The following is a 17,168-nucleotide window of genomic DNA, read 5'->3' on the forward strand; positions in this document are numbered from 1 at the left end:
CGGGAAGTCCCATCTGGAACGCATGCGCCGGTGCCTCGACACGGCCGTTCTTTTACTCCTCATTCCAGCAATAGGCGTGCCACTCGCGGAATATGCTGCGCCCTTGCTTGTCGAGCGTGAAAAACAAAGTCAGCATGTCAGCTGGAATGACGGCGATGCTTTGTCGGGTTCGCGTCCCCGGCGTCATCAACCTGACATAGATAGTATGAGCCGGCCATCGAATCGGTGCGGCGCGCATGAGCTTGCCCCCATATCTGGAACGGCCCGCGAGGCAAGAGCTTTTTCAGTCGATCTCCCGCATCGGACAGTGCGGTCATATGTCCGGCCTTTGCGCGAGGCACAATATGGCCGCTGGCGAGATGAGATCCGCGGAACGAGGAGCTAAATCAAATTTACGCTCTTGAGTGCAATGGCGGCGGCAGCTTCACTCGTTTCGGGATTTCGTCCCATAAGTTCATCGCCTGTTGTTGCACCTTGCCCTCTGCCCGCCTGCGCCGGTTAGGCCGGTTTTGGTGGTCACTGCGTCACCACGGTAATCGCCAATGGGTCGGGGCGCCGATAAATTCCGCCCTTGTTCAGGAGCGCCCAGATGATCCGCGCCGTCTTATTGGCCTGCGCGACGGTGGCAACCTTGAAGGGCCGTCTGGCCAGAAGGGCCTTCAGCCGCGGCCGCGCCGAGCGTAGTTCCGGACACCCCACAAGACGGCCGTTGCCTCGACAACAAGGAGCGAGCGGAGTTCCGGATTTCCCATCTTCGATATTCGTCCCGACCGCTCCCTGCCTCAGTTGGATGAGGCCGCGGCGTCAACCCCAGCCGGCCGGCAAAGTGGCGAGCCGACTTGAACCCGCCGAGATCCGGCATAAGCGTCTTGATGGTCGCCGCCGTAATGGCGCCGGCGCCAGGGATCGTGGTCAACCGACGCAAGTCCTCGTCGTGCTTGGCTTCCACGACGATTGCGCGCTCGAACCTCTCGATCTGGTCGGCTGAAGCTTCAATCTCGTCGGCAATAGCCATCAGCGCGAAGCGCGCTGGTGCGGGCAGCCGAGCATCTGTCTCATCCGTATGATGGCGACCAGCGCCTCAACCTTTGCCAGGCCAGCGGTGGCGATGATCCCCAATTCTGCCAGATGCGCGCGCAACGCGTTGACCGCCTGCGTTGGCTGCCGCACTAGAAGAGCGCGGGTCTTCAGCACCATCGCGGCAGCCTGTTGCTCAGCCGTCTTAATCGGCACGAAGCGCATGGTCTTTCTGGTCACCGCTTCGCTGATGGCCTCAGCGTCGGCCGCATCCGTCTTGCCACGCTTGACGAAGGGTTTGACATAAGCCGGCGGAATGAGCCGGACCTCATGACCGAGAGCTGCGATCTCGCGCGCCCAGTGCGCGCTACCGCATGCTTCCATCCGCACCAGGTATGCTGGCAGCTTCTCAAAGAAGGCAGAACTTCGCGGCGCCGTAGGTTCCGGTTGAACACGGGTGAGCCGGCATCCGCCCGTGAACCTGGAAAACGTGCTTGGCCAAATCTAATCCGATGGTGATAACCTGTTTCACCGAATCGTCCCTCCCTTGTGGCGTTCGAACAACGACCACGTTGTAGGACTTTGCGTTGATGCTGTTGGAGCGGGCCTTTCCACCACATCAAGTTTTATCCACCCTGAGTTCGCCCGGCTGTTGGATTGGCCCGGTTACGGGAGCTGGCGCGGAGCCCTTGGCATGATGCAGCGCCAGATCCCGGCGTGGATGGCAGGTGAAGGCGAACTCGGACGGCGTCTTCCACCCGAGCCGCGAGTGTGGGCGTGCGTCGTTGTAATCGGCCCGCCAGCATCCGAGCGCGACGCGGGCCTGGGCCAACCACGTGAACAGCGTCGTTCAACAATTCGTCCCGCAGCCGGCCGTTGAAGCTCTCGATGAAGGCGTTCTGCATGGGCTTACACGGCGCGATGTAGTGCCATGCGACACGGCTCTTGTCGACCCATGTCAGGATAGCGTTGCTGGTGAACTCGCTGCCATTGTCGCTGACCACTATCTTTGGCTTGCCGCGCTCCGCCACCAGCCGGCCCAGCTCCCGCGCCACGCGGGTACCGAAGAGCGAGGTGTCTGCTGCCAGCGCCAGGCACTCGCGGGTGCAATCATCGGCGACGGTGAGGATACGGAAGCGGCGACCATCGCTGAGCTGATCCGACACGAAGTTGAGCGACCAGCGGTCGTTCGGCGCCATCGCCACCGTCATCGGCGTCCGGGTCCCGATCGCCCGCTTGCGGCCGCCACGGCAGCGCAACGCTAGCCTCTCTTCCCGGTAGAGCCGGATCAGCTTCTGGTGGTTGATCACGTAGCCCACCCGCTTTGAGCAGAAACGTGGAGGCGCCGATAGCCGAAGCGACGGCGCTCCTGGGCGATCGCCCTCATGCGCTGGCGAGGGCCGGCTTCGTCCGGCCGGGTCGTCTGGTATCTCATGGTCATGCGACAGCAGCCGATGGCTTTACACGCCCGCCGTTCGCTCATCCGGAACGCGCCTTGCAGATGGGCGACAGCTTGGCCGCGGGCGTCATCATTAATGGGATGGTCCGCACCGTCCTCCTCCCTCATCATGGGGGAGGTCAGATCAATAGAGGAGAGTATCATGGCCCATTGCAATTTGCCGCGACCTGCGGCTGTCTATGGGATCGACATTGGCAAGAACCTGTTCCACGTCGTTGGCCTGAGCCGCGACGGCACACCTGTTCAGAAAGTTCGCTTTCGACGGGACACTCTTCTTCAGTGCTTTGCTCGCGCACAACCAAGCATAGTTGGCATGGAATCCTGCGCCGGTTCAGTGGCTCGCCCGGAAGATACAGGCACTTGGTCACAAGGTGCGCCTGATCCCCGCGCAATTCGTGAAGCCCTACGTGAAGTCAAACAAGAACGACATCATCGACGCCGAGGCGATCGCTGAGGCCGCGACGCGACCGACAATGCGCTTCGTCGCCGTGAAGGAGGAGGACCAGGTCGATCTTCAAGCGCTGCATCGAATCCGTGACCAGATGGTCGGCGCGAGGACACGCCTGATCAATCAGATGCGGGCTTTCTGCCTCGAGTATGGCGTACCTTTGCGTCACGGTGCTGGAATATTCAAGCTCGAGCTACCGCTCGCTTTGAAAGACGAAGGAAACGGTATATCACCGATGATGCGGCGTCTGGTCGGCGATCTCTACGCCGATCTCTGCCGCCTCGAAGAACGGATCCGCCAAGTGACAAGGGAGATCGAAGCGGTCGCTAACCGAGAGGACGTTACATGCCGGCTGATGACAATCCCTGGTATCGGCGCATTAGGTGCGACCGCTGTGCTTGCCGCGATCGGTGATGGGCTGCAGTTTCGCAAGGCTCGCGACCTTGCTGCTTGGCTGGGGTTGGTGCCCAGACAATACTCGACCGGCGGAAAACAGACGTTGCTTGGATCAGCAAACGCGGCAATCGTTATTTGAGAAAACTTCTAGTGCATGGCGCGCGATCCTGCTTCCGGCATCTGGACCGAACGCGCGATCGCTTGGGAAGCTGGCTCGATGGGCTCCAAGCTCGGATGCATCCGAATAAGGCCGTTGTCGCACTAGCCGCCAAGATGGCTCGCATTGTCTGGGTGGTCTTGAACAAGCCAGGAGCACTCTACGAACGCAGAGATCCTGCTTTCAGCTGACGACTTCTGACGAGATTGCAAGGCTCGGGAACAGTGATGATTGGGAACGGCGTGCGCGGATCTCATCATGGCCTGGCTGCAACAGCAGTCCACTCGCGAGAGGCCGGATACATTTATGCAACTGGAAGCGTCATTTTCGCTGTTACGATCCCTTGCACGGACGGTGCGGACCATACATTCTTTCCCAAGAGGGCCTTCAAGGCCGCGTTGTCCAGCATAGCGTCCGCCAGCAGCCGTTTCAGCCGCGTGTTCTCGTCCTCCAGGTCTTCAGCCGCTTGGCCTCCGAGACCTCCAGCCCGCCGAATTTTGCTCCATTTGTAGCTGCTGGCGTCACTGACGCCATGCTTGCGGCACAGGTCGGCAACCGAAACGCCGGCCTCGTGCTCCTTCAAAATCCCGATGATCTGCTTCTGTATTCGGTCTGCTTCTGTCAATCCCTTAAGAGCGCTGCCGCGGGTACCTTGCTTCTGTTCGTGGTCGGCAAAACCGCCACACTATGGGCTTCGGTTGAATGGTCGGTTCAAGCTCTTCGGCGTAGTCATCCGACCTGGAGGGCGGACGCCACGACAGATCATACGAACTCGGCCATCCCCACGCCCCGCGACGGGCGTCTCTTGATGGCGATGGCGTCCTTACGCCACCGCCGTCCATCGGAATTCGGTTCCATCAACCCACATTCGGTGAAGGACGACAGCCATCTTTCTGGCCAGCGCGACCTTCGCACGCTTGCTTCCTTGCCGGTGGGCAACACGCACCGCCCAGGCCTTCATCGGAGACCATCGGGTTGATGGCCTGAGAACGACGTTGGCAGCTTCGAACAAGGCTGTGCGCGTCTCTCCATCTCCGACTTTTGTGATCCGTCCTACCCGATCAACCTCGCCAGATTGGTATCGCCGGGGCGTTAACCCGAGCCGACGGATTGGGAATGCAGGAATCGCCTGGGATCGTCCGCAGTGGAGTGGAAGGTCAACGCAGAGACCGGGCATCGCCTCCAGTAAGGCGTCATCGCTGACCAACTCACGAACTCGCGTCGCGAACAGAGTCCACGAGACGATTCCGACTTTGAGACCGAGCGGACGCAGAAGTCCGCGGATGACTTGCTCTGCGGCAGCGATGGAGCGGATGATATGCTTGCGAGCCGCGGCCAGCGTCCGCGCCCTTTGGCTGCCGATGCTCTTGACGTGAACAGGCTTGAACCATCCCGTTCCCACCACCTGCGCGATCCCACGGGCGTCATTCCGATCGGTCTTCACCGGCATGGCCGAAAGTGCCGCCTTAACCTGGGGGCTTCCAAACTGACGGCCGGCAGCCCCAGTTCGATTAGATTTGCGGTCAGCCATTCTGACATCGGTCCTGCCTCAAGGCCCACCCGTTCAACTTGACCAGCCCATGGTTCGAGGTACTGCACAATCGATGGCGCGTCCGCCAACGTGGTTCCCTCCCGGATAAGCTTTCCGGTCTCGTCCACCGCACATACCGCAACGGAATTCAGCGAAACATCGAGGCCGACGTAGATCATGGCTTCTCTCCTTTCCGGATGGAGTTGGTCCATGATCGTCAGCCAAAACGTGCCGCGCGGCAAATCGGTCAGGCGATCGGGACCGAATACCCCATCTCTTCCGAAAAGCGGCTGCGCTTCATGCTCTGGTCCTTGTCGTGGGCCAGAACGCGCCGTCGATCCTGTCGCAATCGAGAAGCTGCTGCCGATCCTTTCTGAAGGGAATTTCGACCTGGCGACTTCTCCGAGGCGCTGGGCGGCGCTGCCTGTCAAGAATGCAGCCCGGATGTCTGCATCAGCCATCGGCCGACCGAAGACTCGACGAGCACGCCGCCTAGCAGAAAGTGCGATCTGCCGGCCACGTTTTACGTCTACATCTGGGTTGTTCGCATCCATCTCGAAGTCCGGCTTGAAGACGAAGTGCATCCTCGTGCTGATCGCCGCGACGCCGGAAGGTCGCAAGGAACTGGTTGACTTCACCGATGCTGCCCGCGAGAACGTACACAGGACCGGCGCGATCTGCTGCTCGATCGCAAGCCGCGAGATCTCGACGTGCCGCCGCGGCTCGTCATCTCCGATGGCGCACTCGGGTTCTGGAAGGCTGCCGGTGAGGTATCGCCGACAACGCGCGAGCAGCGCTGCTGGGTGGGGTCGTTGAAGAAGTGGCGAATAGATTTCGCGCGATGCAGCGACCAGCCCTGTCATGGCTCTCGTGTCAAAACCCGCGCTACAGCGCGATCTGAAGCCGCAAACGCACTATGAGGGACAATCCAAGGCAGAATAAGCGCAAGGAGAGCGGCTGCCAGCCGCTTGAGGTTGATGGCGGCGGCTGTCAGGTAGGCCTGGATCTTCATGTTTGGCATGACCACGCCGTATCGCGCGCCAGTCAGTGCCAGGTCTTGGCTTCGCCGTGGAAGCCCTCTGAGCGCCAGCGATGGCGCTGATAGAGCCGTCAATCCTTTCTGCTCCATCGCTCGCGACGGCGGCGGGCGCGGAGCAGTGCAGGATAATCGTCACCGATAACGACCGCCTTGTTAACCCGCCCTTTCGATAAGCAATCGCCCTTGAGCGGACACCGGGCACAATCCTTCGCCTTGAATAGAAGAAACGGCCGTGCTTGATGGGTCGCGCGGGGCGCAAGATACGTCCTTGCGGGCACTTCAAGATGTCGTGCTTGGCATCGTATCGGAAGCGTCTGAGCGGTACGCGGCTCTTGATTCGTTCGGCTTTAGCTGGGATCAGGGCGTCGATGCCGCGCCGCTCGAGCGCACCGTAGACTTTAGCGTAGGCATAGCCGGCATCCGCGGTGACGGGCGAGGACTATCTCCGGGTCCGCCGAGCAGCCGGCACGAGAGGCGAACGGCCTCTCATAACACTCCATTGTGTCGTGCCAGCCGTGTTCGATTAACTACGGTGATGTCGGAATCCGACAGCGTTATTGCAATGAGCAGGCCGCTAGCTACACGTTTTTTCTCTTATCAGGCGAGCCGCGCAGGGGCCGCGAGTGGCACGCCGATTGCTGGGATGAGAACGGCCGCAGCCAAAGTATTCGCAGCTGCCCTGTCGCCAGGAGTTCCCAATGAGCCTCGCTCGGTTGATCCTAGTCAATGCGCTGACGCTGTTTACGCTCGGAAATGCAAAAGCGGAACATTCCTGAAAGCGGTGAACGACATGAGATAACACTTTATCGCTGATCTGGCTTGGCACAGATCAAGGTTCAGTGAGAGGAGAAGGTTGGGATGGTATCAGACGTCTTCATCACTTGTGCGGTCACAGGGGGTGGTGCGGCGCCGATGCAGGAGAATGTGCCCGTAACACCAGGGGAGATCGCTGACCCGGCGATCGATGCGGCGCCCGCGCGAGCGGCGGCGGTGCACGTCCACGTGCGTGACCTAAAGAGCCGGGAGGGCCCGCTGGATCCGGCGGGGTGTGGGGCAATGGTGCAGCGTATTCGGGAGTCAGATGTGAATCCGGTGATCAACCTGACAAGGGGCGAGGGCTGCAGCATGAGGCGAACTCTCCGCTGCCGTTGCCGGCAGGGACATACATGGCGCGTCTGTTGAGCAGCTCATCCGCGTCGAGAGCCGCACCGCGAAATCTGCACGGCGGATTGCCGGTCGATGAACAGCAAGACCAACGAGGATATGGTCAATACCACCGGGATGCGGCGCGCGATGGCTGCACGCTTGCAACAGCTCGGGGTGAAATTTGAGCTTGAGGTGTTCGATTCAGGTCATCTGCGAACGATCTTGTCAATGACGGGCTGATTGACGATGCGCCGCTCCAGGTGTGCATGGGGATTGGCTAGAGCGCGCCGGAGGATTTGAACACGCTGATAGCGATGGTGCACCAACTTCCGCTGCGCGCTGTTTACTCAGCCTTGTCGATCGGGCACATGCAGCTTCCTTATACGGCATTCGTGCCGTTGATCGGCGCGAACAGTGACGGGGAAGACAACCTGTACCTCTCCCGCGGGTGGCTGGCGATCAACAGCGAAGTCGTCACGGGCGGTAGAGATCGTTGACCGGATTGGCGTGCGGGTGATGAGCCCGGATGAGATGCGCGAAACACCCAAGATGAAGTTTATGTCAAAAACGAAGTCAAGGCTAAAGCTCATGTCTCAGAATTCAAACGTCTTGCCCGACAGGCTGCCGCGAGCGGTCGGGCTGTTGGGGGGTGGGGTGATCGGCAGCGGGTGGGCCGCACGGTTTCTCCTCAACGGAGTCGACGTGCGGCTGTATGGCCCGTCTCCTCGTGCGGTCGAACGCGTGCAGAAGATGCTGGCCAATGCGCGGCGGGCATTTCGCAAGCTGACGCAAGTTCCGCTTCCGCCCGAAGGGTCGCTGAAGCTGGTGGATTCGGTCGCGAAGGCGGTGCGCGACGTGGAGATAGTGCAGGAGAACGCGCCCGAGCGCCTTGAGCTCAAGCAGCAGCTGCTCGCAACTGCCTGCCGAGCGGCTGCACCCGAGACCCTGATTTGCTCCTCGACCTCGATGCTGCAGCCCTCGCGGCTGCAGGCGCAGATGCCCCGCCCTGAGCGCCTGCTTGTCGCGCACCCGTTCCACCCCGTCTACCTTGTGCCCCTGGTGGAATTGTGCGCCGGCGAGCGCACGGCGCCTGAGATGCTGCCGCGGGCGGCCGAGATCTTTCGCGCGGTGGGGATGCACCCGCTCGTCGTGCGCAAGGAGGTCTACGGCTTCCTCGCGAACCGGCTACAGACGGCGGTGTGGCGCGAGGCGCTGTGGCTAATACACGATGATCTGGCCACGGTGCAGGAGATCGATGACGCGGTGCGTTATTCCTTCGGGCTGCGCCGGCCGGTCCTGGGGCCCATGCGGACCTACTTCGTCGGCAGCGGCGAGACTGACACGCGCACCTACGTGATGAAGAGACGGGGGTCCGGGAGCACGGAGTACTCCAAGTTTGAAGCCGGGCCGGAGTACACCGACTCCTTTCTGAACACTCTGGCGGAGCAGGCGGACGCGCAAGCGTCGGCCGAGAACATGACCATCGCCCAATATCAGGAGATCCTCGACGATGGTCTCGTCGGGGTGCTGCAGGGCTTGCGCTCACAGGGCTCCGGCGCCGGAGCGACGATCGCGCGCTGGGAGCAGTCGCTGCGCAAACGCGTTCCTCCAACTCGCTGACCACACCGTGGAGGAGCGGCCCGGGCGGGACGCTCGCGCGCTGGCAACAGGGCTGGGCGACCGGGCTCATAGCCCTGCCACCTAACGGTTCCGGCCCTCTGCAGATACCGAACCAGAGATGCCGCCTGACTGGCTTGACAACAACGGCCACATCACAGAGACCGGCTTGTACCTCCTCACAGTGATGATGAATCTTGGACGCATTGGATTATGCGCGGCTCATTTTGGCGCGAGCTTTTTCGGTCTCTGCCATTGCCATGCGGCGATTTCGGCGACGAGGCGGTTGGGGTCATCGATCCTGCGGTCTAGCATTACAGTTGCAGTTTTTTCTTGAGATGGGCTTTGCGCGCGTTGGCCTGATGAGCCCTGCGCCAGGACGACCATGCGAGGATGTGGGCGTGCGGGATGCGCCGCTGGGCTAGCCTCAGAGCGATGCGCCGGATTTCCTGGATCGACCAGCGGATCAAGAACGATGCTTCGGTCGAGGCCGCAGTCGCGTTTTTTTGAGCGATGGCCAGGTGTTGGCCCGATGACGGATGACGGCCGTCATGGCGAAGGCAAGCATGACGAGTGAGACATGGCGGTGCCAGCCATGCCAGGAACGGGTTTCGTTGTGATCAAGGCCGAGCTCGTTCTTAGCAGTTTCGAAGCTGTCCTCGATGGCCCAGCGATGGCCTTCCACCGACACCAGATTCTGCATGGACGTGCCCTTGGGGCACCATGTGGAGAAAAAAGCCAAGCTGCCGTCGGCGATGTTGCGGCGGATCAGAAGACCTCGCGTCCATTCCCCGGCAAGCTCGTCGTTGTATTCACTGGCGTCGAGATCGGCCAATTCGAGATAGGCCCAGTCGTGCCAGCGCGGACCTTTGGTCCCTCCGCCGGACGACAGGCGGCGCCAGGCCTTCTTGGGAAGGCTCTGCGCGATCGCGGAGGCGGTGCCGGCGACAGCCTGCTGCTTACCCCAAGAGTGGAACACATGATTGGAAGCAACACCCAGAACATAGCCTTTGCCCGCCTTGCGCAGCAGGGTTTCGATCTCCCCGGTGCCATACACGCTGTCCGCAGCCACAAACGAGAACGGCACCTTGGCGGCGATCGCGCGCGTGATCATTTGACGCGCGATCTTGGGCTTCGTCGCAAAGCCCACATCGCTCGGTACATGTGCTGCCTTCAGGCGAGCGGGTTCATCCGTCCATTCCTTTGGCAGGTAGAGCGCCCGGTCGATGAAGGCATGGCCGTGCCGCGACACATAGGAGACGAACACTCCGATTTGGCAATTGGTGATCTTGCCCGCCGAGCCAGTGTACTGGCGTGCGACACCGCACGAGGCCTTGCCCTGCTTCAGAAAGCCGGTCTCATCGATGACTAGGACCGCGTCCTCATCGCCAAGCGTTTCTAGTGCGTACTCACGCACAATGTCGCGTAGCGCGTCGGCATCCCACTGCCCCCGGCCAAGGATCGACTGCTGGCGCCACGGGCCTGGATCGCCGGCAGCTTCCGCCCGCATCCAACCCGTCTTGCGCGGCTCGTTGCCTAACAGTCCGTCGAGAAACTGCGCCGCCGAGGCCGCGACCCGCTCCTGCGTAAACAGCGGACGAATCCGTTGCTTGGCATCTCGCAACGACGAAGCCCACAGCGTCAGTGTATCCTCGACCGACGCACCACCAATCATCAGATCCCGAATCATGGTCACCCATGGATTCAGAACCTTCAATAAAATGCAACTGTAATGCTAGGTGGCGTGGACACTTACCGCAGCCAGAGAATGATGGCTGCCAGGGTGATGACCGCCCGATAATTTCGATCTTTTCGACGCGGGTTGCGACACGGCGGAATTGCTTGAGCTTTGAGAAGCAGCATTCGACGAGATGGCGTTAGGCATAGGGATGCTTGTCGAGCGGGTATTTGAGGGCGCGTGACGGGTTGTTGGGGATGACGTCGAGCGCGCCCTTGGCGGCGATGGCCCGGCGCAAGTGATCGGCGTCATAGGCGGTGTCGCCCATGACGACCTCGTCAGGCAACCACTCGATCAATGTGGCGGCTTGCGGTGCATCGCCCTTCTGAGACCTGTGGTCAGCGTGAACCGCACGGGACATCCCAATCCCCGAACGGCCATATGGATCTTGGTGCTTAGACCGCGCGAGCGGCCAAGCGCTTGATCTTCAGGCCGCCCTTTTCGCCCCGGCAGCATGCTGATGGGCTCGGACGATGTTGGAATCGACGATCAAATATTCGAAGTTAGGATCATCGGACATCGCCTCAAAGATGCGCACCAGGCGCCTTTGACGCTCCATCGACTGAATCGCGGGAATGCGCGTTGCAGTCTCCGAACGCCTCCGGAAGATCACGCCAGAGAGAGCCCGTACTCACAATCCAAAGCACACCTTCCACGAACCTCCGATTGTCGCGGCCGGTCGAACCCTTCTGGTCAGGCCGGCCTATGATCAGCGGCGCCATCCGCTCCCACGCCGCGTCGTTCAAAACCAAACGATCCATCACGATTTGGTCCTAAAAGGGAATCCTTAGAGTCCACAGCACGCAGAGCATCATGGGTTTGGGTTTGGTCGTCCCCGGCGTTTGCGAAGGGATTGGCGCATTCACTGGGTGAGACGGTTTCGAGGACGGAGCGATGGCATCATATAACGGCCTCGGTGGTTCGCTGTGCGGCTTTGCGCAGCCAGTGTTTGAAGTTAGCAAAGAACGGCTCGATCGGGTTCAGATCAGGCGAGTATTTTGGCAGGTAAAAAAAGCCGAGCGCCAGCGGTACGGATGGCACGACCCACGGCATTTGCCTTGTGCGAGCCTTGATGGTCCATGATGACGATGTCGCCGACCACAAGGTCGGGACCAGAACCTTCTCGATAGAGAAGGCTTCGCCGTTCATCGGCCCCTCGATGAACCACGGGCGGTGATGCCATGGTGGGCAAGCCGGCCATGAAGGTCATGGTCTGCCATCGGCCATGCGGCACCTCGGTTTGATGAGTTGAGCATGCGGCGACCAGTCCCGCGACGGCGCCATGTTGGAGTTTGGTCCAGGTCTCATCAATGAACAACAGGCGGGAAGGATTAATCCACCCCGATACTTGGTCCATTGCCCCGCCGGCGGGCGACATCGGGACGTTCCTGCTCGGCGCAATCAGAGCCATTTTTATAACTGAGCTTCTCGGCGTGGACGAACTCCCACATCGGCACCGTTGGATCAGCCATTCACGGTGCGACCCCGCAATCTTCTTCGGCTGTAGCCGCCGATCTGGTCACGCTTGACGCTGCTGGTCTCGTGAAAGCGCTGGACCCGTTGATCGCCGTGCTAATGACTACCCCAATTGCGTCCCCGCCTGATGCCGCGACAGGCCGCCTTTGATCCCAGCTCTTACCACCCGCTCACGAAGGTCGTCCGAATGGGGTCGTCCCATCCACGCTGGCCTCCTTCGGAGGCCTTCTGATTTGGGAATCTTGAGGGTTCCGTGAGGTCGCAGGGCAACCAGCCGCGCGCTGTGCCGGGAGTGGCGAACCTCACAGAAGCTGGATTGAACGAAGCCGCGGAGTTTTGGGCGTTATGGTGATAGTGCAGCCATTGCGGCTGCGGAAAGGCCGCCTGTAGTTGCCGCGCGGCGGCGGGACATTCTCCGATGTGAGCGGCTGCATTGATCGGGCCAAGGGCGCGATGAAGCCAGCGATTTTCTGCGCGGGGATGCGCGGCCGAACGATTGGCGGGATGTTCGGTAATGAGCGCGGCCACGGCGACATCGGACGTTCCACCAAGAAGGTGATTACGGAAGGGGTGATGGTGCAGACGCTAGTCATGACGTATCACGACGAGACGGCTGGTTGCGCGCGGGCTCGCGCGACAGCATCGATGCGACGCATGATGCCGCCGCAATGTGGGCAGACGGGGGTCTCGCATTTGGCGAGGGGATCCTCGTCGGCTTCTTGATCAGTCGGAGCGCTACTGCGGACATCAAGGAGTTGAGGACAGAGAGCGATTTTATCAGTCCGTCCGCCATTGGGGAGAAAGCATAGTGGCGGATGCGGTGGAAACCGTCCGGCAGCGTGTGCAGGAGAAAGCGGCGAATAAACTCATCGGCATCAAGCGTCATCACTTTGGTTTTGCGATTCTGCCGATAGTCCTTCCAGGAAAAGCTCACCTTGCCATCGGCCCGCGAGATCAGCCGACTGTTCGCGATGGCGAGACGCGGTGCGTGTGGCGGCCGAGATAAGCCAGCACCTGTTCGGGTCCGCCGAATGCGGCTTGGCATAGACGACCCAGTCGATCCGTCGGAGTTGATCGAGGCCGTAGGTGAACGAAACGGGATCGCCGAGGTGGGTGAGACGCACGACGCAGTGAACATGTGGATGGTGTTGCAGGGTCTGGCCCCAAGTATGGAGGTGGCGGTGACGCCGAGCTGGGCGCCGACATGCTTGGGGTCGGCTGCGATGGTGGCGAGCGTCTCGGCCGCGCGGCGGAACAGGATGCCATAGAAGATGGCCTTGTTCTGGAAAGCGATCTCTCCGGCGGGGGCCGGCAAGGTGAAGACACCGTGGAAATACCGCACGGGGAGGAGTTCGGCTTGCCGCACGGGGAGGAGTTCGGCTTGCGCGCTCCGCGAGCCGCTGCGCGCGTGCCGAGGCCTGGCACTTCGGGCAATGCCGATTGCGACAGGTGTTTTAGGCGATGCGTGTCGCACCGCGGTCGTCGCATTGCTCGATACGGCCGCCGAGCGCCGCTGTCCGGCACGCGGTGATGGCCCATCACGCGACGCTCGACTTGACCCAGATGACCGGAATACGCATGTCGAAAAGCTTAGCCGTGGCGGCGGAATATGTGCGCCACCTCGAAAGCCGGATCCATGATGGCGGATCAGCCGGACGGAACGATCTCCAATCGCAGCGGGTCAAGCGGACTCGGGGTCTGGCTCATGGTTTTGGTGGCAAACTGGGCGTAGCGCGCCGTGCTCTGCAGGCTGGCATGCCAAGCAGCACCTGGATGACACGAATGTCGGCACCGTTCTCCGGAAGATGGGTCGCTTGTTCTGACCGGCTGCGATGTGAGCCGAGCGGCACGCCGCGTGCAGCACGTTCGCATCAAGCGGCCGCTCACTGTCGCGGCGGGGAAACAGCCAGCGTGTCGGTCGGGTCAGTCGTCAACAGGCGCTTAGATCTTCAAAAGCTGCGGCGAGAGCATGACGTAACGGCCCCTGCCGCCTTTGCCTTGTTCGACCCGGATCACCATCCGTTGGCTGTCGATATCCACGAGCTTGAGGAAAACCACCTCCGATACGCCGGATGCGCGGGAATCGACCGTTGTCAACGCTATGCTGCTCTTCAGGTCGGGATCGCCTTCAGAAAGCTCACCCCCTCATCGGCACTCACGCACGACCGGCAGTATGCGTGGCTCCCGCGCATAGGCGATGCGCTCCGGGATCAGTGCTGTGGCCTAACGTCACGGAAACGCGTTCAAGGAAACAGGGAGTCCTGGTGTCAATGGGATGACCTTCGACGTCGCCAAGGCATTCCTGCGTCAGCACAGGCCAGCAATTCGGTTCCAATTGCTCAACGGGCATTCTCAGGCCACGGCTGGTTAAGCGGGGGGAAATTCCGAAGTCGGATGGTGGGTCAGAAGGCTCGGCGTTTCCTGTGTCGTCGACCGCCTGATTCGTAAGCCGTGCTGCAGTTTCTTCAAGAACCATGGGATGTTCTTGGGGCACAGCTACGGATTGCGGCCGGGACGGTCGGCACACCAGGCCGTAACCCAGGCACGCTACATCGCCGAGGGCTAAGAACGTCATGGTGGATCTCGATCTGAAAAGATTTTTCGACCGCGTCAACCATGACATCTCACTTTTCGCCGCGCGGCTGACCGACAAGAAAGCCGTAGTGCAAGCTCGGCACGACAGGCAACCCGGATCACATAGGTCGACATTTTGGTCCCGCTGCCCTGTCCAGTTGACCACGGCGATGTTGTAAATGCGACAAGCGGCAAAGCTCATTCCTAGAGCAGGTTGCTTCCTACGCGTGTTTTCTATCACGGGCAAGTATGCGCAGGAGATTCCGCGAGTGGCACGTCGATTGCCAAGATGAAGGACTGCTGCAGCTGGGACGCTCGCAGCGGCTCTGATGCTAGGAGCTTTCGAGAGTCCGCTCGTTGAGTTAGTCAATTCGGTAGCGCCGTTGACGCTCGGAAAATGCAAAGGCGTAAACATCACGAGATGAAATTTGCCCTAGAAACTAGGTGGTCACAGATCGAGCTTAGGTGAATAGGAGATGGCGCGATGATTTCAGAGGTGTTCATGACCTGTGCGGTGACTGGCGGAGGCCGTGCGCCTAAGCAAGAGAACGTTCCAGTGACCCCGGAAGAAATCGCCGACTCTGCAATTGAGGCAGCACGCGCTGGCGCATCGGCAGTTCATCTCCATGCGCGTGATCTAAAGACCCGACGGGGCGTGCTGGACCTTGGTCTTTACCAGGAACTTGTGAAGCGCATTCGCGACTCCGATGTCAATCCGGTGATTAACCTCACAACGGGCGAGGGCTGCTACCTTGTCCTCGGCAGCCCCAAAGCTCCTCTGCCGCTCACGGTGGAGACGGACATGCTGGGCGCGCTTGAGCGGCTCGTCCACGTCGAAGATCTGCGCCCGGAAATCTGTACGTTGGATTGCGGATCCTTGGTTAGCAGGGCGGGCGAGTTCGTCATGGTCAATACCATCGCAACGATGAGGATCATGGCCGCGCGCCTGCAGGAGCTTGGTGTGAAACCAGAGCTCGAGGCGTTCGACATTGGCCACCTGATAATGGTGCAAGACTTGGTCAAGGAAGGGCTGATTGACGGTCCGCCTCTGATCCAGATGTGCATGGGCGTGGGCTATGGCGTACCGCCGGACTTGACGACACTGCTGGCAATGGCACACCAGCTGCCGGCGGGCGCCGTGTACTCGGCGTTTGCGGTCGGGCCGATGCAGCTTCCGTTTGCAGCCTTGGCGCCGCTGATCGGGGCCAACGTGCGAGTGGGGCTGGAGGATAACCTGTATCTTTCCCACGGGAGGCTGGCAACTAACGCGGAGCTGGTGCAGCGGGCAACTGAGATTCTTGATCGGATCGGGGTGCGGGTGATGAGCCCGAATGAGATGCGCGAGAAGCTCAAACTCAAAGTTTAGGCCTAAGAGGTCAAAGCTGATGCTTGAGAATTCCAAGCCTGCTGAGAAGCGGCCGCACGAATCGGGGTGCTGGGGCATCGGCGGTAGTTAGGCGGCTCGCTTCATTCTTAACGGCATCGACGTGCGGCTGCATGGACGGTTGTCCGCTGCGGTCGAGCGAGTTAAGGAGATGATAGACAAAGGGTGGCGGGCGTTTCGATAATTGACGATGGTCCCGCTGCCGCCAGAAGGGGGCTGACGGTTGTGGAACGGTGGCGGATGCGGTGCGCGGCGTGGAACCTCGTGCAGGAGCCCGCGCCGGAACGTCTGGAGCTCAAGCTGCGGTGCTAGCGTCCGCCACTCGGGGGGGGCAGCGCCTGAACGTTGATCTGCTCCGAATTCGGGGTTGCGGCCGACGTTGCTGAAGCAGAGAGGTCCCGAGTGTGTCTTGTCGCGCACCCGTTCCAGCCTGTGTACCTGTTGCCGCCGGTTGAACTGTGTGCCGATGAGCGCACGCTACCCGAAGCGCGCTGGAGCGAATAGCGGCGCCTAGTTCTGGAACTAGAACCTTCCATATGGTCGAAGCGGTCGCCGACCGACTTGAGGGACGTCGCGGCAGATTCGCCAACGCTGGTCGAACGAGTTTAAGGCGCAAGTCGTGACAGAAGCGTTGGAGCCCGGCGCGAGCGTCTCGGCGATCGCCCACCGGATCGGCATTCACCCCTCGCAGCTTCGAACCCTTCCTCACCCGCGGCCGCATGGAGCTCGACTCAAACACTGCCGAACGGGCCATCAGGCCACAACGATTACGGGAAAGAATAGCCTCTTTGCCGGCGGCGATGGGGCAGACGAACCTGGGCGACCATTCCGACACGGTTGCAGACGGCGAAGATGAGTAACGTGAATCCGCTCGCCTGGCTTGCTCTCAGCTTCAGCGTGTCGCCAACGGCTGGCCGAGCAGTCAAATCGACGCGCTTATGCCATGGAACCAGGCCTCCTGACGGCCTCAGTTTGCCGCTTACCGACAGTTGACCCGTTGAACCTCTACACGGCCGCCGCGCTACTATACGATATTTAGCGTCTCCCAATCCTTTCTCCGAGCTATGGCTAATTCTGGGTGACGCGGCCTGATCAGGCGGCGTGGCTTTCAGTGGTCGGAATGACCTCGATGCCGTCAGTAAACTTTACACCGGCGATGACCTTCGGCAACTGATTTGTTCCTTTC

At 60.9% G+C, this 17,168-nt stretch carries 6 protein-coding genes and 11 pseudogenes; 7 read left to right on the forward strand and 10 right to left on the reverse strand.

Annotated features, from left to right (window positions below):
• Window positions 1-516: 516 nt before the first annotated feature.
• Both CVM73_RS35295 and CVM73_RS35300 read right to left on the reverse strand, forming a co-directional pair.
• Window positions 517-1,549 (reverse strand): annotated as a pseudogene (locus CVM73_RS35295) (IS110 family RNA-guided transposase).
• Window positions 1,550-1,636: 87 nt separating this feature from the next.
• Window positions 1,637-2,542, reverse strand: a pseudogene (locus tag CVM73_RS35300) (IS3 family transposase); the annotation flags it as partial.
• 76 nt (window positions 2,543-2,618) lie between these two features.
• Here CVM73_RS35300 and CVM73_RS35305 point away from each other — a divergent pair.
• A pseudogene (locus CVM73_RS35305) lies at window positions 2,619-3,668 on the forward strand (IS110 family RNA-guided transposase).
• 113 nt (window positions 3,669-3,781) lie between these two features.
• Here the strand turns inward: CVM73_RS35305 and CVM73_RS35310 are convergent.
• Window positions 3,782-4,102, reverse strand: a complete 321-nt coding sequence (locus CVM73_RS35310; RefSeq protein ID WP_100236365.1) for a transposase — start codon at window positions 4,100-4,102, stop codon at window positions 3,782-3,784.
• A 198-nt stretch (window positions 4,103-4,300) separates the two neighbouring features.
• Window positions 4,301-5,187 (reverse strand): annotated as a pseudogene (locus CVM73_RS35315) (IS110 family transposase).
• A gap of 166 nt (window positions 5,188-5,353) precedes the next feature.
• On the opposite strand from CVM73_RS35315, the pseudogene CVM73_RS40560 reads away from it, so the two are divergent.
• Window positions 5,354-5,814 (forward strand): annotated as a pseudogene (locus CVM73_RS40560) (transposase); the annotation flags it as partial.
• 119 nt (window positions 5,815-5,933) lie between these two features.
• On the opposite strand, the pseudogene CVM73_RS41295 reads toward CVM73_RS40560, so the two are convergent.
• Window positions 5,934-6,474 (reverse strand): annotated as a pseudogene (locus tag CVM73_RS41295) (transposase); the annotation flags it as partial.
• 431 nt (window positions 6,475-6,905) lie between these two features.
• On the opposite strand from CVM73_RS41295, the pseudogene CVM73_RS41300 reads away from it, so the two are divergent.
• The 3 genes and pseudogenes from CVM73_RS41300 (at window position 6,906) to CVM73_RS35335 (ending at window position 8,813) form a co-directional block, all read left to right on the forward strand.
• Window positions 6,906-7,433, forward strand: a pseudogene (locus CVM73_RS41300) (3-keto-5-aminohexanoate cleavage protein).
• Between the two features lie 56 nt (window positions 7,434-7,489).
• A complete protein-coding gene (locus tag CVM73_RS41305) occupies window positions 7,490-7,690 on the forward strand; it encodes a hypothetical protein (protein WP_100236367.1) in 201 nt (66 codons plus the stop codon).
• Between the two features lie 112 nt (window positions 7,691-7,802).
• Window positions 7,803-8,813, forward strand: a complete 1,011-nt coding sequence (locus CVM73_RS35335; RefSeq protein ID WP_208639283.1) for a 3-hydroxyacyl-CoA dehydrogenase NAD-binding domain-containing protein — start codon at window positions 7,803-7,805, stop codon at window positions 8,811-8,813.
• A gap of 463 nt (window positions 8,814-9,276) precedes the next feature.
• On the opposite strand, the gene CVM73_RS35340 is transcribed toward CVM73_RS35335, so the two are convergent.
• The 5 genes and pseudogenes from CVM73_RS35340 to CVM73_RS39890 all read right to left on the reverse strand — a co-directional run bounded on the left by CVM73_RS35340 (window position 9,277) and on the right by CVM73_RS39890 (window position 14,121).
• Window positions 9,277-10,500 carry an IS701 family transposase gene (locus CVM73_RS35340; RefSeq protein ID WP_100236373.1) on the reverse strand — a complete coding sequence of 408 codons (1,224 nt, stop codon included), beginning with the start codon at window positions 10,498-10,500 and terminating at the stop codon, window positions 9,277-9,279.
• 62 nt (window positions 10,501-10,562) lie between these two features.
• A pseudogene (locus CVM73_RS35345) lies at window positions 10,563-11,309 on the reverse strand (IS5 family transposase).
• Window positions 11,310-11,370: 61 nt separating this feature from the next.
• Window positions 11,371-12,226, reverse strand: a pseudogene (locus CVM73_RS35350) (transposase); the annotation flags it as partial.
• 397 nt (window positions 12,227-12,623) lie between these two features.
• Window positions 12,624-13,662: pseudogene (locus tag CVM73_RS41310) on the reverse strand (IS91 family transposase).
• A 303-nt stretch (window positions 13,663-13,965) separates the two neighbouring features.
• The gene (locus CVM73_RS39890) at window positions 13,966-14,121 is read right to left on the reverse strand and encodes a site-specific integrase (RefSeq protein ID WP_158237649.1); all 156 of its coding nucleotides are present in this window, start codon (window positions 14,119-14,121) and stop codon (window positions 13,966-13,968) included.
• A 961-nt stretch (window positions 14,122-15,082) separates the two neighbouring features.
• On the opposite strand from CVM73_RS39890, the gene CVM73_RS35370 reads away from it, so the two are divergent.
• Both CVM73_RS35370 and CVM73_RS39490 read left to right on the forward strand, forming a co-directional pair.
• Window positions 15,083-15,964 carry a beta-keto acid cleavage family enzyme gene (locus CVM73_RS35370; RefSeq protein WP_100236369.1) on the forward strand — a complete coding sequence of 294 codons (882 nt, stop codon included), beginning with the start codon at window positions 15,083-15,085 and terminating at the stop codon, window positions 15,962-15,964.
• A gap of 710 nt (window positions 15,965-16,674) precedes the next feature.
• Window positions 16,675-16,944 (forward strand): annotated as a pseudogene (locus CVM73_RS39490) (transposase domain-containing protein); the annotation flags it as partial.
• Window positions 16,945-17,168 lie beyond the last annotated feature (224 nt).

Origin of the sequence: Bradyrhizobium forestalis, assembly GCF_002795245.1 — a bacterium.
In the GTDB taxonomy this organism is placed as follows: Bacteria; Pseudomonadota; Alphaproteobacteria; order Rhizobiales; family Xanthobacteraceae; genus Bradyrhizobium; species Bradyrhizobium forestalis.